This is a genomic window from Sphingomonas sp. Marseille-Q8236 (assembly GCF_965112005.1).
The window spans coordinates 1343763-1368089 of the sequence record NZ_CBCOPO010000001.1; the positions used below are offsets into that span (position 1 = coordinate 1343763).

General features: G+C 63.2%; 21 protein-coding genes, 1 tRNA gene and 2 pseudogenes. 12 read left to right on the plus strand and 12 right to left on the minus strand.

Annotated features, from left to right (window positions below):
* Positions 1-90 precede the first annotated feature (90 nt).
* Positions 91-429, plus strand: a pseudogene (locus tag ACWPWT_RS06455) (integrase core domain-containing protein); the annotation flags it as partial.
* Between the two features lie 450 nt (positions 430-879).
* Here the strand turns inward: ACWPWT_RS06455 and ACWPWT_RS06460 are convergent.
* Positions 880-1437 (minus strand): hypothetical protein, encoded by a 558-nt coding sequence (locus ACWPWT_RS06460; RefSeq protein WP_454279013.1) that lies wholly within the window; start codon positions 1435-1437, stop codon positions 880-882.
* A gap of 319 nt (positions 1438-1756) precedes the next feature.
* Complete coding sequence (locus ACWPWT_RS06465; RefSeq protein ID WP_454279892.1) at positions 1757-1954, minus strand: diguanylate cyclase domain-containing protein; 198 nt, start codon at positions 1952-1954, stop codon at positions 1757-1759.
* A 471-nt stretch (positions 1955-2425) separates the two neighbouring features.
* Here ACWPWT_RS06465 and ACWPWT_RS06470 point away from each other — a divergent pair, with 471 nt between their 5' ends.
* The 3 genes from ACWPWT_RS06470 to ACWPWT_RS06480 all read left to right on the plus strand — a co-directional run bounded on the left by ACWPWT_RS06470 (position 2426) and on the right by ACWPWT_RS06480 (position 5664).
* The gene (locus tag ACWPWT_RS06470; RefSeq protein ID WP_454279014.1) at positions 2426-2707 is read left to right on the plus strand and encodes a hypothetical protein; all 282 of its coding nucleotides are present in this window, start codon (positions 2426-2428) and stop codon (positions 2705-2707) included.
* 11 nt (positions 2708-2718) lie between these two features.
* Positions 2719-3381 (plus strand): hypothetical protein, encoded by a 663-nt coding sequence (locus ACWPWT_RS06475; protein WP_454279015.1) that lies wholly within the window; start codon positions 2719-2721, stop codon positions 3379-3381.
* A gap of 234 nt (positions 3382-3615) precedes the next feature.
* Positions 3616-5664: a putative bifunctional diguanylate cyclase/phosphodiesterase gene (locus ACWPWT_RS06480; protein WP_454279016.1), complete on the plus strand. Its 2049-nt coding sequence runs from the start codon at positions 3616-3618 to the stop codon at positions 5662-5664.
* Positions 5665-5737: 73 nt separating this feature from the next.
* Here ACWPWT_RS06480 and ACWPWT_RS06485 read toward each other — a convergent pair whose 3' ends face one another.
* The gene (locus ACWPWT_RS06485) at positions 5738-8848 is read right to left on the minus strand and encodes a PAS domain-containing protein (protein WP_454279017.1); all 3111 of its coding nucleotides are present in this window, start codon (positions 8846-8848) and stop codon (positions 5738-5740) included.
* 100 nt (positions 8849-8948) lie between these two features.
* Positions 8949-9308, minus strand: a complete 360-nt coding sequence (locus tag ACWPWT_RS06490; protein WP_294235140.1) for a response regulator — start codon at positions 9306-9308, stop codon at positions 8949-8951.
* A gap of 248 nt (positions 9309-9556) precedes the next feature.
* Here ACWPWT_RS06490 and ACWPWT_RS06495 point away from each other — a divergent pair, with 248 nt between their 5' ends.
* Positions 9557-9721, plus strand: a complete 165-nt coding sequence (locus tag ACWPWT_RS06495; RefSeq protein WP_294235138.1) for a hypothetical protein — start codon at positions 9557-9559, stop codon at positions 9719-9721.
* 24 nt (positions 9722-9745) lie between these two features.
* Here ACWPWT_RS06495 and ACWPWT_RS06500 read toward each other — a convergent pair whose 3' ends face one another.
* A complete protein-coding gene (locus tag ACWPWT_RS06500) occupies positions 9746-10357 on the minus strand; it encodes a hypothetical protein (protein WP_454279018.1) in 612 nt (203 codons plus the stop codon).
* Between the two features lie 57 nt (positions 10358-10414).
* On the opposite strand from ACWPWT_RS06500, the gene ACWPWT_RS06505 reads away from it, so the two are divergent.
* Positions 10415-12853 (plus strand): PAS domain S-box protein, encoded by a 2439-nt coding sequence (locus ACWPWT_RS06505; protein ID WP_454279019.1) that lies wholly within the window; start codon positions 10415-10417, stop codon positions 12851-12853.
* A gap of 57 nt (positions 12854-12910) precedes the next feature.
* Here the strand turns inward: ACWPWT_RS06505 and ACWPWT_RS06510 are convergent, their stop codons facing one another.
* From ACWPWT_RS06510 to ACWPWT_RS06530, 5 genes are all read right to left on the minus strand, one after another.
* Entirely contained in the window at positions 12911-13282 is a 372-nt protein-coding gene (locus ACWPWT_RS06510) for a response regulator (protein WP_454279020.1), read from the minus strand.
* A 1-nt stretch (position 13283) separates the two neighbouring features.
* The gene (locus tag ACWPWT_RS06515; protein ID WP_294235259.1) at positions 13284-14588 is read right to left on the minus strand and encodes a sensor histidine kinase; all 1305 of its coding nucleotides are present in this window, start codon (positions 14586-14588) and stop codon (positions 13284-13286) included.
* A gap of 298 nt (positions 14589-14886) precedes the next feature.
* Positions 14887-15408 carry a hypothetical protein gene (locus ACWPWT_RS06520; protein WP_454279021.1) on the minus strand — a complete coding sequence of 174 codons (522 nt, stop codon included), beginning with the start codon at positions 15406-15408 and terminating at the stop codon, positions 14887-14889.
* Positions 15405-17051 (minus strand): anti-phage dCTP deaminase, encoded by a 1647-nt coding sequence (locus ACWPWT_RS06525; protein ID WP_454279022.1) that lies wholly within the window; start codon positions 17049-17051, stop codon positions 15405-15407. Before ACWPWT_RS06525 ends, ACWPWT_RS06520 begins: the two co-directional genes overlap by 4 nt.
* Before the next feature lie 602 nt (positions 17052-17653).
* The gene (locus ACWPWT_RS06530; RefSeq protein ID WP_454279023.1) at positions 17654-18001 is read right to left on the minus strand and encodes an ArsR/SmtB family transcription factor; all 348 of its coding nucleotides are present in this window, start codon (positions 17999-18001) and stop codon (positions 17654-17656) included.
* 189 nt (positions 18002-18190) lie between these two features.
* On the opposite strand from ACWPWT_RS06530, the gene ACWPWT_RS06535 reads away from it, so the two are divergent.
* The 4 genes from ACWPWT_RS06535 (at position 18191) to ACWPWT_RS06550 (ending at position 21623) form a co-directional block, all read left to right on the plus strand.
* Positions 18191-18922, plus strand: coding sequence for a hypothetical protein (locus ACWPWT_RS06535; RefSeq protein WP_454279024.1), 732 nt, complete (start codon positions 18191-18193; stop codon positions 18920-18922).
* 49 nt (positions 18923-18971) lie between these two features.
* Positions 18972-19853 carry a 3'-5' exonuclease gene (locus ACWPWT_RS06540; protein WP_454279025.1) on the plus strand — a complete coding sequence of 294 codons (882 nt, stop codon included), beginning with the start codon at positions 18972-18974 and terminating at the stop codon, positions 19851-19853.
* A 181-nt stretch (positions 19854-20034) separates the two neighbouring features.
* Positions 20035-20847 (plus strand): hypothetical protein, encoded by an 813-nt coding sequence (locus ACWPWT_RS06545; RefSeq protein ID WP_454279027.1) that lies wholly within the window; start codon positions 20035-20037, stop codon positions 20845-20847.
* Positions 20844-21623 (plus strand): hypothetical protein, encoded by a 780-nt coding sequence (locus ACWPWT_RS06550; RefSeq protein ID WP_454279028.1) that lies wholly within the window; start codon positions 20844-20846, stop codon positions 21621-21623. Before ACWPWT_RS06545 ends, ACWPWT_RS06550 begins: the two co-directional genes overlap by 4 nt.
* Positions 21624-21724: 101 nt before the next feature.
* Here the strand turns inward: ACWPWT_RS06550 and ACWPWT_RS06555 are convergent, their stop codons facing one another.
* Positions 21725-21994, minus strand: a complete 270-nt coding sequence (locus tag ACWPWT_RS06555) for a CHC2 zinc finger domain-containing protein (RefSeq protein ID WP_454279029.1) — start codon at positions 21992-21994, stop codon at positions 21725-21727.
* Between the two features lie 192 nt (positions 21995-22186).
* A tRNA-Val gene (locus tag ACWPWT_RS06560) sits at positions 22187-22262 on the minus strand.
* A 167-nt stretch (positions 22263-22429) separates the two neighbouring features.
* On the opposite strand from ACWPWT_RS06560, the gene ACWPWT_RS06565 reads away from it, so the two are divergent.
* Both ACWPWT_RS06565 and ACWPWT_RS06570 read left to right on the plus strand, forming a co-directional pair.
* Positions 22430-22939, plus strand: coding sequence for a hypothetical protein (locus ACWPWT_RS06565; protein ID WP_454279030.1), 510 nt, complete (start codon positions 22430-22432; stop codon positions 22937-22939).
* Positions 22939-24248 (plus strand): annotated as a pseudogene (locus ACWPWT_RS06570) (DNA-packaging protein). Before ACWPWT_RS06565 ends, ACWPWT_RS06570 begins: the two are co-directional and overlap by 1 nt.
* The last annotated feature ends 79 nt before the right edge of the window (positions 24249-24327 follow it).

Sequence of the window (24327 nt, forward strand, 5' to 3'; positions counted from 1 at the left end):
GCTTGCCCTGATGAAGCCTGCGGCCGCTTCGCGGCCTTGTCTTCATCAGGGCCACAGTGGCTCCCATTCCAGCGCTTCCCGATGTGCTACGGCAGCGAGTTCATCGCTACCGCGGTTCAGAAATGGCTCGGGCAAGTTGGCGTGAAGACGCTGTACATTGTGCCGGGTTCGCCGTGGGAGAATGGCTACAACGAGAGCTTCAACGGCTCGCTGCGCGATGAGCTGCTCAACGGCGAGATCTTCTACAGCCTCGCTGAAGCAAGAGTACTGATCGAGGCGTGGCGCCGTCACTACAACACCGTCCGGCCGCACAGCAGCCTGGGCTATCGGCCGCCCGCACCACAAGCGGCGACGCCGCCATTGCCGCCCTCCGGTTCCGCTTCGCTCCACCTACGACCGGCAATGGCGGCGGAGACGACAATGCACTAACTAATAACCCGGACCACCCGATGGGGGCTGCTCAGCGGCGGGTCGCGATGAAGGAGGACCGAGGGGCTGTAAAGCGTGACGGCAGTATCGTCAGTTTGCGTCCCGCCGCCGACGCCAGCGAGGTGTTCCCGTATACCTTTCATCATTGGGTCGGCGGGGGCATGGACATTTTGATAAAGAACAGTGGGAAAGAGGTTGGCAGGGGGCCAGAGCACGTCGAAACCTCGGCGACGCTGACGTTGACCGAAGAAGGACACAGCCGGTCTTGGCAAGGCCGCCTCAATTGCGGTTCATAACGCTATTCTGGCGTCAGCAAGTCGACTTCGTTTTTCCGCCGTCAATGGTCTCGCTAACATCACTGAGATGGGCAATGGTCAGGCGTCGTAGCGGACAGACGCAACCACGAACGAACGCCTCGACTAATGAGATGACGACGATCATCGCGGTACGTCAGTCCTCATAATACCAGCCGTCTTCCTGCTGGCGTTCCGATCTGTTCTCGTTCTCGCCGCGATCGTGGTCACGGTCCGACTCGTGAAGGTCGATATCGCGCTGCACCTCCCGCTCGTGATCGGTTACGTAGGGAACGTCGCGCTCGCGCGCGGGAATATGCATGCGCGACCGCGCAGCCTTATACAGATCGCGAATGAGGGGATGAAGGCGCGCGATGCTCTCATCGGAGAGCGTCGGTTCGGGTAGCAGCACGATGTCGGTCTCGCCCGCACCGACCCTATCGATACGAGCCGGATGGAAGGCGGTCTTGAAGATGGCCTCAATTTCCAGCGCCTCGTCGAGGGAGGCGACTTCCCTTTCAGCGACGATCTTCCAGTCGTCGTGACCAGCACAAGCGCGTACGAGCGATCCGCTTCCTGGATCGCGTCCCGACAGCCAGATTTCTCGATTGGCTGGGTTCCATGTCTCCCCGACTTTCACGGCAGGACATCCATGAATGCTCCCGGACCAGTCGAGCAGGTCGGGACTTGTGGCGATATATACATAGTGCGTCATCTCGAGGATGATCGGTCCGCGACGTGAACGTCCCGTCAACGATAATGGTTTACGGCGACAGACATGAGAAGGATCGCCCACGGCGATCCAGTCTGGCCCTGATCTTGAACGCGACGACAGACATTCGCCACAGGCGAATTGCCTGAACTAAAAAGCTCAATTTCCGCTAACGTGGCCTTCCAGCTTTGGACACATCTGATCACGGACATTCGTCTTGGCGTCGTACGCGCGCATGTCTGCCCGATCAAGGAGCGAGGTCAGCGAGTCCTCCGCCTTCATTTCGGCGATCGCCCACTGACGGCCCCCTCGGAAGGTGATCTCAAAGGCCGCTGGATGACCTTTGTATTGCTTCGGCGACGAGGGCAGCACCGCGTATAGTAGTCCGATCGAGCAATATGGCGAAATCCTCGCCACCAGTGCGCGCAATGATGGCTGAGGGAGGCACGGTGGCCTGCAGTGCTTTAGCGAACGCCCTGAGCATGGCATCTCCGGTTCCGTGTCCGAACAGGTCGCTGATGCGCTTGGATGGTCACCGCCTGATCCATCCTAAAAACTCGTCGCCATCCAGAAAATCGCGGCCTATATTTGTCGGTGCACGGGAAGCGGTTCCCGGGCCGGGGCGTGGAAACCCTGAAATTGGAGGTCGGTCGAAAGACCAATGACGGTCGAAGAGCTCTTCGGCCGGGTGGCGGTGACGTATGTCCAGACCACCCGGTTAAAGGTTTCCGCGCCTGTTCCAATTCAGGTTTCCAACACCCGGCTCAGGGGGCCGGCATCCCGTTCCACGGGATGCCGCCGACTGGGGTGGCGTCCTTCGAGTAGGGAGGCGACGATGATTGGGAATCAAGCCGAGTACATGGACATGCTGGCCGGGATGGCCACGACAATGGGATCGATGCTGGCCTTCGGGGGCTGAGCCATGCCTATACAGACCGTTCCGTTCGTCCCGATCTTCATCCTCGGCGGCTTTTTCCTGATTGCCCCGGGCATGATCGTGACGCTCTTCACCAACTCCGATCCGCTTGGCTTCGCCGTCGTGATGGCGACCGCCATCGCCGCGCTTATCCGCCCGACAGCGTCCTGGATGCTGTTCGCCGTACTGTGCTCGATGCGAACCGTGCCGTTCATCGTCGCCGCGCTGACGGCCGTCGCGATGAAGATCGGGCTGGCGAAGCACGGCCTGCCCTACCTGATCGCGTACATCGTGATCGGCGGTGTAGCACAGTTGCGTATCCGCTCGCTGCGGCGATCGGGCGAAATCGACATCTGAAAGGAAGCATCATGAAGCATGTGATGGCGCTCGTCCTTGTGGCGACGCAGCCGGCGACGGCTGGTCAGATCGGCGTGGACGCCGCCGCGACGCAGACAGTCAAAGGAGCTCCCGCCACCTTCGACCTCGCTGGACTTCGGCTCGGTATGACCGAGGGGGACGTCGAAAGGGTCATGAGGGAACGCGGGATGATCGTGAAGCGGCGGACGCGGACCGACACGTTCGAGGATCGCGTCCGCAAGGCGGTCAATCTTCGAGGTGGGCGGCTACCGTTGAAGGGCGGAAGCGTCCTGGACAGTGTCGAATTCGACGACGGCAAGGGCGGCAAGGTGATGATCGGCACGTTCGTCTGGCCGGATGGCGCCCGTGTGCGTAGCGTCGCATATCTGCCGCCATCGGGAACTGACCCCGCAGCTTGGCGGACAATGCTGGTCGGCAAGTATGGCACGCCATCCAGGGACAGCGACGGCATCGATGGCGAGGGGCTGCACGCGAGGTGGTGTGGTCGGGCCGCCTGTCTGGGACAAGGAGGGGTGTTCCGGCTGGCTGCCGACGTAGGATTGCAAGGTGGCCAGATCACCCTGTCTCAGCCGGAAGGAACGGGGGAGAAGGCAATGACCCTCATCGAGCGGGAAGCGTCAAGGCGCGGCACGGGCGGCACGCCGTCCCTCTGACGCCGAATGTAAACCGATATCCCTTGTGCACGGCATCGGGATATCACTGATCGTTGCGTGGGGCCGCCTCAGTCGAGTGCCTAGAAGTGGTGTGCTCGTCGTCGCTGACGAAAGCATGAGCGGTACAGGAAGTTATCGGTCCTATCACCAGTCATACGAGCGATCGTATGACTGGTCAGATGGAGGTGGCACGCCGGATGTCGGGCCGAAGCGGATGATCGGGCGCGAAAGCTGGTGATCTTGGCCGAAGCGTGCGGGCCTTGTGACTACCGCCGCTTTTACGACGACGCTGCCCTACCTGTCGACGTCGCGGCAAAGCGCGCGGCAAATTCGGTACTTCGCAACCTGTATCGGGTGCGGCAACACCAGATTTGCCATGAGCTATGCCGCCAAATCAATCCTTTACTAAGGATTGAGGTGTCATGCGCACCTTCCCGTTGCGCATTCCGCAGCTGCGGTGATGAAATGCATGGTATGATCGCAGACTTGCAGGAGAAGCTCCACATCGACGATGCGCGGGCAGCGGCTATTGCCGATTATGCCATGGGCGATTCCGAGGCCGAAGCCGAATTCGATCACATCGTCGCGTTGACGAGGGAGCTGTTCCAGGTTTCCGCCGCCATGGTGTCGATCGTGACCCGCGACGTGGTCCACTTCAAGGCGCGGACGGGGCTCGACGTCTGCTCAGCCCCGACGGACGTGGCTTTCTGTGCCCATGCGCTCGATCAGGAGGGTCCGTTCGTGATCGCGGACGCGGCCCTGGATCCGGCCTTCATGAACAATCCGCTCGTTATCGATGGCCCCCGCCTGCGCTTCTATGCCGGCGTACCGCTTCGAGTCGCATCCGGACAGGTGATCGGCACGCTCTGCGTGGTCGACGAGACGCCTCGCCTCTTCAGCGAGCGCGATCGGCACCTGCTCGGATGCCTTGGTCAGGTCGTCGTCGATCGCATCGAAATGCGGCGCCAGGAGCGCGAACTCGCGCGCCTTGCCCATTACGATCCCCTGACCGGGCTGCCAAATCGGACGCTCCTTCACGAACGTGCCAGCGCCATCCTCAGCACGGACCGGCCAATGGCCGTCCTCCTGTTCGACCTCGACGGCTTCAAGGACGTCAACGACGTGTTCGGCCATGCGATGGGCGATGCGTTGCTGTCGGCCATTGGCCACAGGCTATCGGCGCGGCTCGAGGACGGGCAGACCTTGGCGCGCCTGGGTGGCGACGAGTTCGTCGTGATCGCGCCGGACGTCGCAGACCCGCGCACCGCCTTGGTCATTGCGGAACGGCTGCGTTCAGGCTTCGACGAGGGCTTTATCGTGGATGAGCAGGAGTTGCGGGTCGACACCTGCATCGGGGTCGCCATCGCGCCATATCATGGCGACCAGATCGATCGGCTCATCTGTCATGCCGACCTCGCGCTCTACCGCGCCAAGGAGCGCGGCGCCGGCTCCATCGCCTTCTACGAGCCGCACCTGCGTCATCAGGTCGAAGACCGACAGCACATCCAGCATCAGCTTCGCGAAGCCTTCGAGCGTGGCGAGTTCGAAGTCCATTATCAGCCACAGGTGCGCCTGTCCGACGAAACCGTGGTGGGCGTCGAGGCGCTTCTCCGCTGGCGGCATCCCGAACATGGCCTTCTGACCCCGGATCGTTTCCTGCCCATCCTCGAACTGATGCCGCTTGCCGCTGCCGTTGGAGCCTGGGTGCTGGACGAAGCCGTTGCGCAGGCAGCCGCCTGGGCGGCCGCAGGCATACCGCTACGCGTGGGCATAAATCTCTTTGCCTCGCAGTTCCGTTCGACCTCCCTCGCCGAAAAGGTGGCGAAGACGTTGCAACGGCACGGCGTGGCGGCCGACATGATCGAACTCGAGTTGACCGAGAACATTGCGGTCAGGAATACACGCGCCGTGGTGGAGACGCTGACCGCATTGCGGGCATTGGGCGTCGGGATCGCACTCGATGATTTCGGCACCGGCTTTGCTTCGCTGAGCGTGCTGCGAGACTTTCCGATCACCAGGCTCAAGGTGGACCGCAGCTTCGTCGCCGACATCGCTGTGGGGTCTGATCAATCCGCCGTGGTGGACAGCATCCTGACGTTGGGACGCGCCTTCGGCGTGGAAGTCATCGCCGAGGGGATCGAGACGATCGTGCAGGCCCGGTGGCTGCGCGCGAAGGGCTGCCACGAAGGGCAAGGATGGCACTTTGGCTACCCGGTCCTCCCGACGGAGATCGAGGCCATCGTCTCGGCTGCAAAGGGTCACGCCGCGCGCTGGACGGCGTGACCCTTGTTGCTTGCAGGCGGCAGGAGGCACCAATTACTGTGATCCTCCCTCCGTCTTGATCCGCTAAGGCCGGTCAACCGTCGGTTAAAACGGACCGGCTTTCCTTCATATCCAAAGCGCGGGCGAGGGCGCGTGCGTCATAGGGCTTGGCCAGCACGACGCAGTTGTCCTCCTTCGCCACCGCACCTGGGTCACCGGTCGCGAACACCACCAATGCATCCGGCCGTAGCGCCCGCGCCTTGGCGGCCAGTTCCTGCCCCGAGGCACCGGGAAGATTGAGATCGGTGACCAGCACGTCGACCGGCGTCGTCTGAAGCGCCATCAGCGCTTCTTCCGCGCTGGCCGCCTCGACGACGACGAAACCGGCTTCTTCAAGCATTTCGCCCGTGTTCATCCGGATCAGGTCGTCATCCTCGACGAGCAGTGCTGTCCGTCGGATCGTCGCACTGGGGGCCATCGGAGCGGCGCACACGAAATCCGTCTCAGGAACCGCGGGCGCCGGTGCGGACGCCTGTCGACGCTGCTGTTCGTTGGCCAGCACATGGCGGAACTTCCGGGCGAGGGCATCGCGCGTATAGGGCTTCGACAGCAGCTCGACGCCCTTGTCGAGACGACCGCCATGAACGATCGAGTTTTCGGTATATCCGCTAGTGAAAAGTACCGCGATATTAGGCAGCCGCTCGCGGGCCTTGCGGGCCAGTTCAGGGCTCTTGAGCGTACCGGGCATGACCACGTCGGTGAAGAGCATGTCGATCGCCACGCCGCTTTCGACCACCGCCAGTGCGCTGGTCGCATCGGGCGCCTTCAGGACGCGGTAGCCCAGATCGGTCAGCATCTCGACTACGGTCGTGCGCACTTCCTCGTCGTCCTCGACGACGAGGACCGTCTCCGTTCCGCCCGTGATCGGTCCCGTATCGACCAGGACCTCGACATCTTCCGATTCCGTGGCACGCGGCAGATACAGCCGAATCGTCGTGCCCTCGCCGACCTCGGAGTAGATCTTCACATGGCCGCCCGACTGCTTGACGAAGCCGTAGACCATGGAGAGGCCCAGCCCCGACCCCTTGCCCTCGGCCTTGGTCGAGAAGAAGGGCTCGAACACCTTGGCGACAATCTCGGGCGACATGCCCGAACCGGTGTCGGTCACCGCCATCATCACGTACTGGCCGGGCGTGACCTCCTCGTGTGCACGGGCATAGGCGTCGTCGAGATGGGCGTTGGCAAGCTCGATGGTCAGCTTGCCGCGGCCCTCCATGGCGTCCCGGGCATTGATCGCGAGGTTGAGCAGCGCATTCTCGATCTGGTTGGGATCGATGAAGGTGTTCCACAGACCGCCGGAGAAGACCGTCTCGACCTCGATCGCCTCGCCGATCGCGCGGCGCAGGATATCGTCCATTCCCTGCACGAAGCGGGTGACGTTCACGACCTTCGGCTCGAGCGCCTGACGGCGCCCGAAGGCGAGAAGCTGGGCGGCCAGTTTAGCGCCGCGCGAGACGCCTGCCATGGCGTTCGTCACACGCCGCTCGGCCCGCTCGTTGCCCGCGACGTCCCGAGCCAGCAGTTGCAGATTGCCGCCTACGACCTGCAGCAGATTGTTGAAGTCGTGCGCAACGCCGCCCGTCAGCTTGCCCACCGTCTCCATCTTCTGCGCCTGCGCCAGCTTGGCCTCCGCCTGACGCCGTTCGCCGATCTCGGCGATGACGCGACTTTCCAGCGTCTCGTTCAGCTGACGCAACTGTTCCTCGGCACGTTCGCGGTGACGCACTTGGCGTGAGAGGCTATCCGCGTGTTCACGCAGCGCCATTTCGGCCGCGCGCTGATGCGAGATGTCGGTGTGAACGCCCACCCATTCGGTGATTTCGCCCGCGTCGTTGAGTATAGGGAGCGCACGGATGGCAAAGGTCCGCCATTCGCCGTCATGGCGACGAACGCGATGTTCGTGGACGAACATGCTGCGCGAGGCGACCGCTTCGTTCCATGCGATGACGCTGCCGGCAGCATCGTCGGGGTGGACCGCCGAGGACCAGCCGAAGCCTTGATACTCGTCGGTGCTCTGACCGGTGAGCGCAGCCCAGCCTGGCTGCTCCCCGATCATCCGCCCATCCGCGCTGTTGGTCCACAGGACGCCGTGCACTGCCTCCATGGCGGTACGGAAGCGGCTGTTGCTGGCCCTGATCTGTGCTTCCCGTTCGGCTCGTTCTCCGACGTCGATGCCAAGTATGTAGACGCCGTGCGTGGTACCATCATCGCCGATATGCGGCACATAGCGAATCTCGGTCTGACGTGGGCCCAGCTCGCGATGCTGGAGCACCGTCTCCGCCACGATCGAAGCCCCTGCTAGCGAGGCATCGAGGTCTGCACGGCGGTCGCTATAGGCGACGTCGCCGATCACGTCTCGCACATGCCTGCCGACCATGGCGTCGGGCGCTATGCCGAACCAAGTCTGATAGTCGGCATTGGCGAAGCGGTAGACGTGGTCCCGATCGACATAGGAAACGAGCATCGGCACGGCGTCGGTAATCCGACGCAGTTCCGCCTCGCTGGCCGCGACCTTCTGCTCGGCTGCGATGCGCGCGCTGTTGTCGATGATCGTGCACAATACGCCGCCCGGCTGGCCATCCGCATCGTAGACGGGCGTGTAGAATAGGCCGAGGAACAGCGTCTGTGGGCCATCGGGCCGCTGGAATACGATGGGCTGGTCGAGATGGGACTGAGCCTCACCCTTCAGGACGGCAGCCAGCACCGGACCATTCCAGTCCCAGACCTCCGGAAATGCCTCGGCGACCGGCATTCCGAGCGCCAGCGGATGCCGGTCGCCTGCGATTTCCCGATATGCGTCATTGTAGAACATGACGTGGTCGGGGCCCCACATGAGCACCTTGGCGACCGGTGAATTGACGAGATTCGAGATGGTCGCGCGCATCTCGTGCGACCATCCTTGCGGAGTCCCGAGTGAAGTTCGGCTCCAATCCCGATTGCGAATGAGTGCGCCACATTCCCCACCAGAGGCGGGCCAGTCCTGAATCATCGGCCGGACCACGACGCCCTGTCCGTCACGCAGGGCACGCAGACCCGCCCGGACGACTTCGCTGACATTGGCATAGTCGCCCGTGACGATGCTGTCCGCAATGAAGCTCTTCAGCTCAGGGGTCAGCGAAACATTGCAGGAAAGTCGGGAGGTCATGGCTCGCACTGCGCGTACGTCACATTCGTGTCAATAGATGGCACAGGTCCTTGAAATGATGGGCAATCAATCTTTGCGAACGGCTGCGTCGACCGCTGGCCTATCCGCTTTCGCACATTCCGATCCTGTGGAAGGCGTCCTTCAGATCGCCCTCGCGAAGCGGCTTGCTCAGGACGATTCCGGGTGGGTCGCAAGGTTTACATTCGCCGGGAGTCGCGCTGATGAAGATGACCGGCAGGGCTCCCAGCCGTTCATGGATCTGGGCCACCGCCATGGGGCCGGTACCCTCGATCAGCTTCACGTCGGAGGTTATCAGTTCCGGGCGATGTGCCATCGCCGCCGCCACCGCATCCTGCTCGGTAACGGCGAAGTCGAACGACGTCGCACCTTCCTCCTCGAGCATCACCTGGATGCTCATGGCGATGAATGGTTCATCCTCGATAATCAGCACATGACACATGATCCGGCTCCCGACCCGACCACTTCATAACGCATGCCGAGGTCAATCTTGTTCCGGACAATCCACCCATGTGATTGATACAGTTTCGAAACATTCTGTCTCGTGAAGGAACATAATGGCAGTCGAGACGATCAGTTTAGGCACGAAACGGGGGATGTCGCCTAAATGCGCGACGCCGCCCTCCATGGCCCTTCAGACCGCCATGAACAACGTTCGCAACGGGTAACACTTTGCGAAAGGAGACATGCGTGAGTGAAGATTGCCCGGCATACTTTGAACGACGCACCAATGAGGAATTGGCCTTGGCCAAGTCGGTCGACGACCTGACCCTGAAAGCGCGGCATTTAAATAGGGCCGCCTATTTCGCCGCAACCGGGGAACGGGCGCGCGACACGGTAGAGACATCCGGCTGAGGAAAAGGCAACCGGATGGTCGGATCAACTCACGCTCGCATAGAAATTCCATTGATCCGGCTCCAACTGGAGCCGTTCATCCAGCTCATGCGCAGCATGAGTTCGGCATGGGTGATCGGGCAATCGGCCGCCGAGCCCAGAGGTGGGGCACCGGCACGCCGTCCCGCATCGAATGCATCGTTCATTGCGGCCAGCCACCAGTACATCGTGGAGAACTGACTTATCGTCCTGACGATCACCATCAATCAGATTAGCGAATTGGTCAACGTGTCGGGACAAGCCGAATTGCAGTTGCATTTGCTCTGGCAACCACGGGTTAATGCCCCGATCCGTAACATTTTTTTCGATTGCGGTGCCGCCGTCGCCGCTAATATGGATCGCGATAATAATCATGCGATGCCAGCAGCGGAACCGTCCTTGAATACGATGACCAGAGAGGAACTCGAGGCGGAGGTCGCGCATCTGCGCGCGGCGCTGGCGCAAGCTGAGATCCGGGCTGACCAGTTCGGCCAACGACAGATAGAACAGGAACATCGGCACCTGACCGACCTGACGGTAAGCCGCAGGCAGACGATCGAGGCCAATGGGCGAACCATCGCGGCGCAGGAACGCGAACAGGCCGCGGCGAAAACCCATAGACTTCACATTGCCGATGCCTTGGCGGACCTGAACGATTCTCGGGAACTGGTCGCCATGCTCCGCGAAAGCCAGATCGCGCTCGCTGCCAGCGAGGCCAGGCAGCGCGCGATTTTCGAAAATGCGATCGACATTGCGATGATCGTCACCGACCCGTCAGGCATCATCACCGACTGGAATCCAGGCGCACAGACCGTGCTCGGCTGGACTGCCGACGAAATGGTGGGCCAGGATGCAGAACGGTTCTTCACGCCGGAAGACCGCGAAAGCGATCGTATCGAATACGAGATGTCAGGGGCCCTCCGGAACGGTCGTGCCACCGACGAGCGATGGCATCTGCGTAAGGACGGCGAGCGCTTCTGGGCGTCGGGCGAGATGCTGCCATTGTTCGATGCGGATGATCGACATCTCGGCTTCGTCAAAATGCTGCGTGACCGGACGCACGAGCATCTGAGCGGCGTTGCCCTCCGACATGCGCAGGAGCGGTTCCAGACGATCATCGACACGATCGACGCGGCCTTTGCCATCGTCGAGGTCAAGTTCGACGCTGACGACAAGCCGATCGACTATCGCTTCCTCGAGGCGAACCCTGCATTCGCCGAGCAGTCGGGTGTCGATCTTCGCGGCAAGTGGGTCACTGAGTTCGCACCTGACCTGGAGCGTTTCTGGTTCGAGACCTATGGCCACGTTGCGAGGACGGGCGAGCCGACCAATTTCGAAAACTATGCTGAGGCGTTCGGACGCTGGTTCGACGTGCGCACGGTTCGCGTCGGCGACCCCGCCGATCGCCAGATCGCCATCCTGTTCAACGATGTCACCGCGCGTCGCGAAGCGCAGGAAAAGCTGAAGGAAAGCGAGGCCATCGCTCGCCAGAATGTCGAGCGGGTGCAGCTGGCGCTGGCTGCCGGTGCCATCATCGGGACCTGGCACTGGGATGTTCCTGGTGATCGCTTCACGATCGACGAGGCGTTCGCCCATACCTTCGGACTGGATCCGGCATTGGGTCGCGAGGGCATCCCGCTCGAGCAGATCGTCGCCACCGTCCATCCGGACGACCAGGCTGGCCTCGCGGAAGCGATCGGAGCCGTCATTGCCCGCGGCGGCCCCTATGCGCACCAGTACCGCGTGCGTCGAACCGATGGCCGCTATTACTGGATCGAGGCGAATGGCCGGGTCGATATGGGGCCAGAGGGCAATGCACAGAGCTTCCCTGGCGTGCTGATCGACGTCGAGGAACGCCGCGCGGTGGAAGCGGACCGCGACCGTGCAACCGCGGCCCTCCGCACGCTTACCGAGACGCTAGAGCAGCGGGTCGCCGATCGGACGGCTGAACTGATGGAGGCGGAAGAACGTCTGCGTCAAAGTCAAAAGATGGAAGCGATCGGCCAGCTCACCGGCGGGGTGGCGCACGACTTCAACAACCTGTTGACGGTCATCCGCGGCTCGGTCGACCTGCTGCGTCGGGACAATGTCGCACCGGAGAAGCGCCAGCGCTATCTCGATGCGATCGGCGACACCGCCGACCGAGCTGCCAAGCTGACCGGTCAGCTTCTCGCCTTCGCCCGCCGGCAGACGTTGGAGCCGGAAGTGTTCGAGGTCGGGCAGCGGCTCGATGCCATCACCGACATGCTCGACAGCATCACCGGCAGCCGCGTGCTCGTCCGGTTCGAGGTCCCGGACGGCATATGCCGCGTGCGTGCTGACGTCAGCCAGTTCGAGACGGCCTTGGTCAACCTCGCCGTCAACGCCCGCGATGCGATGAATGGCGAGGGCACAGTCACGATCCGCCTGCGATGCGATGCGCAGATGCCCTCAATACGCGGTCATGGCCCTGGGACGGGCCACTTCGTCGCCATATCACTCACAGATACCGGGACGGGCATTTCACCCGAGGACCTGGAGCGCATCTTCGAGCCCTTTTTCACGACCAAGGATGTGGGGAAAGGCACCGGCCTGGGCCTCAGCCAGGTGTTCGGCTTCGCCAAGCAGTCCGGCGGCGACGTCGACGTCTCGAGCTTGGTCGGAGAGGGGGCGACCTTCACCCTCTATCTGCCACAGGCCGATCCGGCGATTGCCACGGAAGAGAGGTCCGCCGATCAGCAGGAGAACATCGACGGAGGGGGCCGCTGCGTGCTCGTGGTCGAGGACAATATCAGCGTCGGCCAGTTCGCGACCCAGCTCCTTGAGGACATGGGCTATCAGACTGCGTGGGTAACCAGCGCCGAGGAGGCCCTCGAACGGCTCGGGTCCAACGGCGATGGCTTCGATATCGTGTTCTCGGACGTCGTGATGCCCGGCATGGGCGGTGTCGAGCTGGCCAAGCGGCTTATGCGGGATCTGCCCGGCATGCCTGTCGTGCTCGCCAGCGGCTATAGCCATGTCCTTGCACAGGAAGGTGTCGAAGGCATCGATCTGCTCCGCAAGCCCTATTCGGCTGGCCAGCTGTCGGTCGCGTTGCAGCGTCGTATCGCGCGGTCTGGCGAACGCCCACGCTGACGCTCGCGGGATGGTGTGGCATTTAGAAGGTCGGCAGTTGCCGGGTGGGGCAACCCATTAAGTCGAAAGGTGGTCGATCACGCGCAGGACATGGCGTGGGTCGAACGGCTTTCCCACGATCACTGCGCGGTCGGGCAGGTCGGCCGCAGATGGATTAGCCATGCCCGAAACGACGATGAGGATCGTCGGCGGATAGCGGTCACGGACGAAGTGGGCGAGTTTCACGCCATCCATGGATCCTGGCATCTGCACGTCGGTCAGGACAATCCGAACGGAAGCGTTCGCGGCGAGCACTTCGATCGCCTCTTCTGCATCCTCGGCTTCGAACACCTTGAAGCCACGGTCTTCGAAGAAGTCCACAAGATCGTAGCGAATGAACGGCTCGTCCTCGACGATGAGGATGCTGCGTGGGGGAATGGCCTGTCCCATGTCAGCTGTCGATCAGTTCGCCGGTGTCGCCAAGTGGCGCATCGATCCGGAACACGACGCCTTCGGCCGGGAAATCCAGTACCGTCCTGCCTCTGAAATAGGCCCCGAGCGAGCGCTCAATCATACGTGAGCCAAAGCCGCGCTGCGTCGGTCGTACGACCGGCGGCCCATCCCGTTCCTGCCAGATCAGATGGAAGCAGGAAGCTCCGTTGTTGCCATTCACCTGCCATCGCAGAGCTACCGATCCCGTGTCTTTGCTGAGCGCGCCATACTTGGTCGCGTTCGTCGCCAGTTCGTGAAGAGCCAGGGTCAACGCCAGAGCGACCTGCGAGTTCAATCGGATGCGTGGGCCATCGATCGTGATCCTGTCCTTCATGCCGGACACGGCCGACAGGCCGGCATCGACGACGTCGTGAAGCTCCGCCTGCTGCCAGGCGGTGGTGGTCAAAACGTCGGTAGCCCGTCCGAGCGATGCCAGTCTCGATGAGAAGGCGGCCGAAGCGTCCTCGACGCTATGCGCTCCGCGCAGCGTCTGATTGGCGATGGACTGGACTAGGGTCAGGACATTCTTGAGCCGGTGGCTCAGTTCGCCGTTCAGCAACTGCTGCTGCTCGCGCGCTTCGTGCAGCGCGGTGTGGTCGCGCGACACCGACAGGACGCGGGCGGGGTGACCATCTGGGCCGGGGATCGGCGACACCGACACCGACCACCATTTGGGAATGCCGATATGGGTGTCCGCCGCCGCCTCGAAATGCGACGAACGCCCCTCGGCTGCCGCATCAAGTGCCGCGCGCGCCTGGACCGAGCCGGCGTCCTTGAGGAATTCCGGCCAGGGGCAGCCACGAACCGCGTTGAAGTCGCTGATGTCCATCACCTTCATGCCGCCTTCGCTCATGAAGGTCAGGTTGCCGTCCAGATCCAGGACCTTGATGCAGTCAGTCGACGCCGCAAGGACGCTGGACAGGAAGGCCTCGCGTTCCGCTGACGAACGCTCCCGCTCGACCAGCTCGGCATTTAGGGAGACCGACCGACGCATGGATTCGCGCAGTTCGCCGGCAAGCATGACCATCCCCGTCAGGATCACGACGAAGAGGCCTGCCGCCACCCACTGCGGTTCCGGCAACCAATAGTCGTTGGAGGCGCTTCCGATCGAAAGGGCACCGGCAGCCGTGGACAGCGCGGCGGCAAACAGCCCGGCTCCCTGTCCAAGCACCAGCGCAACGCCAATCGCCGCAGGAATGAACAGCAGCCATGGAAGTTCGTCGGGCACGAACAGGATGCGTGCCGCCGCGACCAGAACTATCACCAAGGCTGCGACAGTATATCGCGTCAGACCCGACAAAGGCCGATCGAAAGACCAGATGACGATCCTGTCGAAGATGCTGCTAGGTCGTGTCCTGATCATTCCGCCATCCGAAAGCGGACCTTGGCCCCCCGGCCTGTCCCTAAAAAGAGTCTTATCGGAAACGTCGCATCAGGACCATGCCGGATGAGGCCGTTTCGAACTTTTCCCAGTCTATCGAATGGTTAGCCTGTGCACGATGCCCGAGATTCGAATTCAGCGTATTGGGGAGCGACACATACGAGTTGCCCCAGGGCAGGCGTCAGGACACCCGCTCGATCCGCCACCCTCTGGAGCGATGGGAAGACAGAGCCATGTTCAGCATGGCCTGGGTATGAAGGGCATGTTCGTTGCGCGACACCAGAAGGACCAGATTGCCCCCCCAGCGCTCGATGGCCTCGTGCTGAAGGCGCGCAGGCAGGGGAGCGCCCGCCGTCACCGCCTTGGGCGAGATGCTATGCCAACCGATCGGAACGCGCGCATAGTGGACGCCGCGAGCGGAAAGCATGTGGAAGAACACGTCCCGTGATAGCCCGGGAAGATTGAAGCGCAGGACGTCTCGAAGGTCGAGCACGAATTCGGGGGAAACCTGGTCGATCAGAGCCGACAGGGTCTGACCGTGAAGCGATTCGGTGGCTGCGATCTTCATGATGCGACAGGCCCGATCCCCCAGATCGAGTTCGAGCTGGGGGTCGTCGTGGCGCGAGAGATGGTCGACGTGATGAGCCATGTTGGCCTGAACGTCCGAGACGTGGTTGGGAAACTCGAGATAGCTTACGTTCATAACGATTTGGTCAATACGGCTTCAAGTTCGGGGTAGGCCGCGGTGAACGGCGACCATTCGTCTCCCCATTCGGGGGGCTGGATATTCATGTCTCCCGTATTCTTGTCCTTCAATCTACGCGTCTTTTCGAAGGCCCTGAGATAGAGGCGGGGCGCAACGCCCACGAAGGGGCGGAACAGCACGCGACCGGTTCGTGGCGCTGCACGCTCCGTCTGATCGGCCACGGTCTTACGCCTCTTCGCTTCGGCCATCCCGATCTCCTCCGGCGGTAGCCAGTCCTGCTCCTCGATCGCGATCGCATCCTGGTGGAGGTCGAGGGCGAGGCTCTTAGGATAGGGTTCGATGAACTGCACCTCGTAAACACCCGCGCTGACGACGTGACGGGCGCAATAGTGGCATGGAAACGTCGTCACGAAAAGACGTGTTCCGACGGTCGATATGCCTTCACGCCCTGCCGAGAGCAGTGCATCCATCTCCGCGTGAACCGCCCGGCTGAACTCGATGAGCTGCCCCACTGCGGTACCGCGCAGCTTGCTGACCAACGCCGATCGGTCGGCCACGGCCTTGAGTTCATCGATCGAATCGATCAGCTCGTTGATGATCCTGTTCTGCTGGACGTTGCTGCTGCAGAAGGCGGTCTCGCGAAAGGCGCAGCGATGATCAGGCTCGTCGGCTAGCAGCGGTCGTTCGCCATAGACCCCACCCCCCGCACGGGGAACTTCATTCGTTCCCGTTGCGACGACGGTACCATCACGGTCCACGAGTGCGGAGCCGACCTGTCGCGATAGGCAGGCGCTTCGGACCCGCGCTGAATGCGCATGATGCATGGCGGTCTCCTCGATCGTCGGCCGCTCTATCTTGTCATGGGAGATGATACTGACGAGACGGGCCAGCGGGTCGTCGAGGAACTGCTTCTCGTCGATCTGGTCCTGCAGCGTATTGTCGACGAAGAAGTCGGCCTCGAAGAATGCATCCCGTACGTGCTGGCCATGGGAGGCGTTTTCGTCTTCAGCATCCCGGCTGATGAAGGCTTCTGCTGCGGCGATCAGGTCGGCATCACGCCGTTGAGGGCCGGTGAAGAGTTTGTCCAGAATGCGGTTCTTTCTCTCCTTTTCCTCACAGACGACCCCGACCAGGGCGAAGGCGTTGGCATAGGTTCGACGAAACAGGCTCGTCTCCGCCGGATGCCGGATCGAGTCGATGATGTAGGCTACCTTCTCAGGCCCCGGCTTGACGACATCCCCTTGGGTGAACGTCTTGCCGATCCGGGCGGCGCGCAGGCTGGCGATCTTGGCCAGCGTTGCGCGAGCGACCCTGGTCGGGTCTGTGGCACGCATCCGGTCGCCTAGATCTTGCAGATGACGAACCTTGTCGATCGGTGAAAGATTCGCCGGAACTGGGGATTGGTTGGCCTCGCCCCATTGTGCGATGAGCGAACTGACCTTGACCGTCTCCACTTTATAGCCTGCTTCGCGACAGGCCCGGTCAAGCGAATCTCTGGCGCGTGAAGCTCCGGCGCCGACGGGCCCTACGACGGCAAAGAAGATTTCACTCGAGCGATTGGCCTGGATGATGCCACGGCCATCGTTTTCTGTTCCCGAATCGTTGGCTCCTCGTGGAAGTTGCTGAACGTTCGTCGCCATCGATTTATGTATCCTCCCCTTGAAACGATACGGATTAGCAATCGAGATGGTATTAGGAAATTAATTCCTGATAGGAAATTCGGGGAAATCAGCTTTCATTTGTTTTTACGACATTCCCTCGATCGAACCGGAATAACCCTCATTTTAGCGGTGAGCGATAGGCCTGTAGGTATCGCGGCCGATGCAGCGACAAAGAGCGATCGGAACCGTCGCGTATGCGCCGACGAAACTTTCCAGGTGTGTCATGAGGGACAAATCACTAGAACTAAGCCACTAGCGTCCGGCACGACAAGCGCCGCGGAAGGGGTCGTTGCCGCATCGCTTCATGTTCGGCTGCCTAAAAACTTGTCCCGCGTTGCCACCCGCTATCGTCGCGGCCCACGGTCTCTTTCGTCGTTGCTCTCGCTGCCACCGTCATCCTCTGGCTGAGATCAACGAGCCCTGACCCCCATCATTCCCACTGAGACGTCGGCGATTGACGGCACAGACCTACAGGCTGCGATCGATCATAATCGATACATTGCATTCCCCGCGCATGTGGATACCCACGGGTAACGATCGCCAGTGCTCGTGCCGACTTATCACGCCGATGCTCTCGGCACCTAGTGGCTATTTGCAGCAAATGCTTCGTCCAGCGCGGTCTCGAAACTGTCGCTTAGGTTTTCGGCGCCCCCACAGCTGCCCATCACAAGGAATAGCGCGAGGTCGCGGACAGCGGCTGGAAGCACTTTGTAGCTTACCACCCGCCCGTCCCGGTTGGCGACGACTGCACCTGCACGAGCAAGGATCGAAAGATGGGTCGACATCGTGTTTGGAGGAGTATCCATAAGCCGCGCTAGTTCGCCGACCGGTAGCCCTTCCACCCCATGCTTTGCCAATGTGAAAAACACCGCCATTCTCGTAGGTTGGGCCAAGGCACTCATCAGCTGAATGGCAGAAATTTGGTCCATATCTCTAGATTAATAGACATTTTTTGCATCGCAAGTGGTTGAGGTCCTAAAAATAGTTAATGCGGCGTTCATCAGCAAAATCATCTCAATATGTCCAGACTTATTGACATATAAATCGGTGTCACCAATCTTAACCGCGTTCCCGAACAGATCACACAGCGACGGGAACGTGATCAGGATTCGGGGGACATGGAGATGACCATGCATGCAACCGTAATGTCGAAGGTGCCGAGCACCGTGGTGCCGGTTCCGCAGTTTAGTTTCGAAGATCCGCTGGATGACGATATGCCCGGCGACGAGACCATCGTCACGACGCGTCGAGCCCTCTGCCGCGTCGTGACGGTTGCCGCTGAGGCCGGTGCCCGTTTCCAGCGGGAGGCAAACCCGATCGATCCGGTGGGATGGATGCTTGCGCCCCGACGTATCTTCGACGGGGCTCCAGCGATCGAGGCGTGCCTCGACCGGGACCACTTCGTCCGCGCGATTGTCCTGCACGGCCTCTCGCTCGGGGTGGACGCCGATCCCGCCGCGCTCGACCGGCTCGTAGCCCCCGATAGTGACGGCGACAGTCCGCATCTCTCACGGCCGAAGCGCGGTCGCAGCGGAAAGCACAGGCTGGCGGCGAGGCCGTCGCTCTACTGCGCGACGATCGCCTGGGAGGGAGACGGCGTCGTACTGCAGGCTTTTCACGCTTCGGTGGCGCGCCACCCGGCCGAGGTCGTGCAGCGCCTGCGCGCCAGATTCGGCGAGGATGTGATCGACTTGGCGGAGATTCGCGAAGGTTTTCACCCCTATTCGCCGCTAGCCATTGCTCTCGTGCCGGGCGCGGTCGCCGAACTGCTGCGTTCGGTAGAGCTGGCGAGCGACGAGCCGCGATACGCCTCTTTTTCGTACGATACCGAACAGCGCCTCGAGGCCTGAGGTTCGCGTAACCGCCGGGCACCGCCCGACCTGATCACCGGAGAATGACATGGAAAAGCAGGCATCGGCCGGCCGCGTCAACGCGGGTGGCGACGAGAAGACGCGCGTCCTGCACAGGCTCGACGTGCGCGAAGGTCCCACCGGCGACGGGGACGATCTTGACACCGCCATCGGCGTCGCGATCGATGTCGAGACGACGGGCACCGTCGTCCACTTGGGCGCGATCATCGAACTGGCGATCCGCCCGTTTCGCTTCGATGCCGATGGCGTCATCACCGATATCGGCCCAATCTATTCGTGGACGGAGGATCCGGGCCACCCGCTGACGCCGGAGACGACCGCGATCACCGGGCTGACCAATGAGGACGTCGCCGGTCAGCGGATCGACGAGGCTGAGGCGACGCGTCTGCTCCGCTCGGCATCGTGCATCGTGGCGCACCACGCCGCATTCGACCGCCCCTATGTCGAGCGTCGTCTGCCGGACGTACGCGGACTAGACTGGGCCTGCTCCTTCCAGCAGGTCGACTGGCGCGGGCGAGGCTTCGATGGCCGGGCCCTCGGCTACCTGCTCCAGCAGGCCGGATACTTCTTCCGGCCCCATCGGGCCGCCACGGACGTCGACGCCCTCGTGCAGCTGCTCCGTCACCGCGCGGACGACGGCACGACCGTACTCGCGGAACTGCTCGGCCGCATGAGGGCGCCCAGCTGGATGGTGTACGCCGACGGGGCCAGCTTCGACGCCAAGGACGTGCTGAAGGCGCGGGGCTATCGATGGGATTCGGACCGCCGGGCGTGGTGGACCGAGATCGCGGATGACGCGCGCATGGCAGAGGAATTCTGGCTGGCGACGACCGTCTACGCCGCGGGGCGCGGTGCCAGAGCCATGGCGCCCCGCTTCGAGATGGTCACGGCGGCGGACCGTTTCCTGTGAGCGTCTTCGTCGGTGCCGCTAGGCGCGCGCTTCACGTCGACCGTCAGCGGAGGACCAGCCGCAGGCTGCGGAGGTGCTGTGGGCGGGCGGCCAGGGACGACCCGATAGGCGGAGGCGCCGGGAGGCGGCGCTTCCCCTCGACCAACTGATCGATCGAACCACAGCAGGAAAGGTGAACATCATGGCCACGAAGAAGAGCAGGTCGACGGCCATCGCGGTGCAGAAACCGCTGCCGCTCGCGAAGGTAGGGGAAGGCGCGTTGGCGGATGCGGTTGGGCCGAGCGTCGAACTGGCGAAAGTTCTCGGGGCGGGCGGCGAATTCGTTAGTCAGGAGGGCGTGGTCCGCATCACCGGCCGCGGCTACGCGACGAGCGGTGAAGTGGTGCCGGAAGCCGAGATCTTCTACGCCAAGGGATCCATGCCACGCTCCCACGGTCCATGGCTCGGCGAAGCAGACAAGGTCGCGTGGGTCGACGAGGCGACGGGCCTCGATTGCATCATGATGCGCGAACATCCGGAGGGCTTCCTGCGGGGCTTCGTCGGGGTGCCGTCCACCCATCCGCTTTTCGGCTGGGACCATGATGCGGTGCCGGCGAGCCTCGGGGTCGACGTGCATGGTGGCCTGACCTACTCGCGCATCTGCGACGACGGTCCGAACCCGAAGCGGCGCCTGATCACCGAATTGCGCCGCATCTGCCATGTCGTCGTTGGCGAGGTGCCACTGCAGCATGCGACCGATCACCGTGCTGCGGGTGGCCAGTGGTGGTTCGGTTTCGACTGCAACCACATCTTCGACATCGCGCCGAGCCGGGTGAGCGATCGCCAGAGCCTGATCGGCGCCGGGATCGAGGCCAGGTATCGTGACGACGGCTATGTCGTGCGCGAGATCCGCAACCTGGCGTCGCAGCTCGCCGCGATCCGCGACGGTCTTCCGATTCCGGCTCGCGACGGGCCGTCGCTCCCGCCCATCGGCCTCGAGCCGAGGGCCGGATGATGGCAACGGCGCGGGAGCGGCACCGGCCTGGCGAGCTGCCGTGGGGCTGGTGGCTGCGAGCCAACGGCGCCTATTTTGAGGACGAGGATGGGCACAAGTGGACGTCGGTACGTGACGCCTTCTGGCGGGGCGAGCTGGGCCTCCCCGACACCCACACCGTCCGAGAGCAGCTCGAATTCCTGCTCCGTGTGCTGCTATCAGTCGATGTGGCGGACTGCGGTGAAAGCGAACGGCGGTTCGAACTCTTCCGCGGCAACATGATTCTCTGGACTTTCTACATGTGCTGGCTCGGTACCGTCGGTTTACTGCAGCGAGGGTCGACGGACGATCTAAGTCCCGAGGGTCGGTCGGTGCTCATGATGCTGATGGCGACCCGCGATCCGGAGTGGGAGGATCGCCCCATCGCGGACGTCATGGCGGCAGTGGTAGCAGCCGTCCGCGATCCATCCGATCGGGACCGGGAGCAGGCGCTGCAGGATTTCGAGCGCGCGGTTGGCTTGCGGCGTCACGTCTTCGCGCGCGAGACGGTAGGGCAGTCGTATGCGATCACCCTGACCTCGATGGCGAGCGAAAGTCCTGCCAGGATGCCGTTGAGGCGGGTGACCTGGTCCCTGGCGTTCGACGACCAGATCGTGCGGGATGGCCTGTTCGCCTGGATCGCGGCCAGGGTCGATCATTGGGACTACTGGGGGCGCATGGCCTATCGGCGGGGCGGGAATGCGTTCACGCAGCACCTGCTTGGGCTGGTCGTAGCGTCCAAGTCACCGCAGACCTAGGCGTCGTTAGTGCCAGGCGGCGACGAAGTGTCGACGTACTGTAGACACGCCAAGAGTATTTTCCATTATTCGAAGCCTTGCTGAGCGGCCAACTGGTCCGATCAGCAAGGCTCGTTGTCGCGACCGGCGCCGTCACCGGATGCGCCTCGCGTGAGATATGCTGCTGCGGTCTCTTCATCGACTCGATGGAGGCGCATCCACCAGTCGGTCACGTCCCCGCCTGCGCCGCAAGAAAAACAAAAGAATTGTTTGTCGATGACGTAGAGACCACGGCTGGAGTCCGGGTGGAAGGGGCATGCTCCACGCCAGGCCGATTGCGTCGCCTGCAGTTCGACGGTTTCCTCCACGAACTTCACGAGGGGGCTTTGCATTCGTGCCCGTGCCCTGAGGTCTGCAAGATTTGACATTACGGAATCATCGTCGATCGCCAGCCCCCGTCAAGCTCCCAATACGTCGATTATTTCCCCTCCCCACGCAGAATAAGCGCCAGAGGCCCCCGAGACCAATCCCATCATAGCGTGGCTCAATCCCAGAATCAGGTTGTGCCAGTGTGATGTTTGGAATGGTGGGCGATGACGGGCTCGAACCGCCGACATTCTCGGTGTAAACGAGACGCTCTACCAACTGAGCTAATCGCCCCCTCTCGGGAAGCCACGCCTAATGCCGATGCGTTCCGCGTCTGGCAAGTCGCTTTTATGCCTCCAACCCATCTGGTTCGTTTGTTGGATACAAACCCCGCTGCAAACGGTACATAAAGAGAACATCGAGGGCGGATACGACCGAGGGAGCGGTCGGGTTCGCGCTCGGTGTTACGGGGGAGCGGGGATGGCCGGAACGGGGAGGGCGCGCGGTGGACGCAGGCGCGGCGACGGCAATTCCTGGAGGCGTTGGCGGTCAGTGCCGATGCGGGCGTGGCGGCGCGGGCGGTGGGAGAGACGCTCGCGGCGGCACGTTCGCTCCGGCGGCGTGACCGGGCCTTTGGCGAGGCTTGGGACGCGGCGATCGGTGCGGCACATGCGCTGGTCGAGGAAGGGCTGCTGCGCCGGATGCTCGCCCTGTTGGCGGTCGGGGCCCAGGATGGGGATGGCGAGGGGGGTGGAGAGGCCGGTGTGGGGACCGCCGGCCTCTCCATCACGCCGCCGCTCCTGGCGACCGAGGTGCAACTTTATCTGAAGCTGCTCGCGCGCCGCGATGCGCTGGCCGATGCCGGTGACGGGGCAAGCGAGGCGGCACGGGCAAGCGCGGCGGAAACCGATGCGGCGCTGGAACGCGCGCTCGACGGGCTGGCGCGGCGGCGGTTGAAGGGGATGGCGTGATGGCGAGAGAGGATGCGGCGACGCGGCTCGCCACGCTGGCGATGCTGGAACCGGAGGCGCGGGAGCAGGCGCTGGCGGCGCTGACCCCGGCGCAGAAGCGCGAGCTGGTCGAGCGATGGGAATTATGGGCGCATGACGGACAAGTCGCGCCACCGGGCGACTGGCGGGTCTGGCTGATCCGGGCGGGGCGCGGCTTCGGCAAGACGCGGGCGGGGGCGGAGTGGGTGAGTGCGCTCGCCCGCGACAATCCGGGTGCGCGGATCGCGCTGATGGGGGCGACCCTTCGCGATGTCGAGCGGGTGATGGTGCGGGGCGAAAGCGGCCTGTTGGCGGTGGCGCGCAAGGGTGAGAGGCCGCGCTGGATCGGCAGTCTGGGGCAGGTGCATTTCGCATCGGGCGCGATCGGTTTCGCCTATTCAGCGGCCGCGCCCGAGGCTCTGCGCGGGCCGCAGCATCATGCGGCGTGGTGCGACGAACTGGGCAAGTGGAAGGGGAGGCCGGATGGGACAATCTGATGATGACGCTCCGGCTGGGGGAACGTCCCCGCGTGCTGGTTACGACCACGCCGCGCGCGACGCCGTTGATGCGCAAGGTCATGGCGCTGCCCGATTGCGTGGAGACGATCGGGCGGACCAGCGACAATGCGCATCTGCCCGACAGCTTCCAGGACGCGATGCTGGCGCAATATGGCGACACGCGGCTGGGGCGGCAGGAACTGGACGGCGAGATGGTCGACGACCGCGAGGGGGCCCTGTGGACCCGCGCGCTGCTCGACCGGCAGCGGGCGAAGATGGTGCCCGCGCTCGACCGGGTGGTGGTCGGCGTCGATCCGCCCGCGACCAGCAGCGGCGACGCCTGCGGGATTGTCGCGGTCGGGCTGGGGCGCGACGGGCATGGCTATGTGCTCGAGGACGCGAGCGAGGCGGGGCTGTCGCCCGAGGGCTGGGCGGCGCGGGTCGCGGGCTGCGCCCGGCGGAACCGCGCGGACCGGGTGGTGGCCGAGCGCAACCAGGGCGGCGACATGGTCGAAAGCGTGCTCCGGCTCGCCGATCCGACCCTGCCGGTGCATCTGGTCTATGCCTCGATCGGGAAGGCCGCGCGGGCGGAGCCGGTGTCGTTCCTCTATGCGCAGGGGCGGGTCTGGCATTCGCGCGGTTTCCCCGCGCTGGAGGACGAGTTGTGCGGGCTGGGCGTGGCGGGGGCCTATGACGGGCCGGGCCGCTCGCCGGATCGCGCCGATGCGCTGGTCTGGGCGCTGACCGAGCTGATGCTGTCGGGGCGGGGTGCGCCGGGGATACGGAATTTATAGCTCTTGATCCTCCCCGGTACGGGGAGGGGGACCAGCGAAGCTGGTGGAGGGGGATCGCCACTCGGGGGCGTCCCGTGGG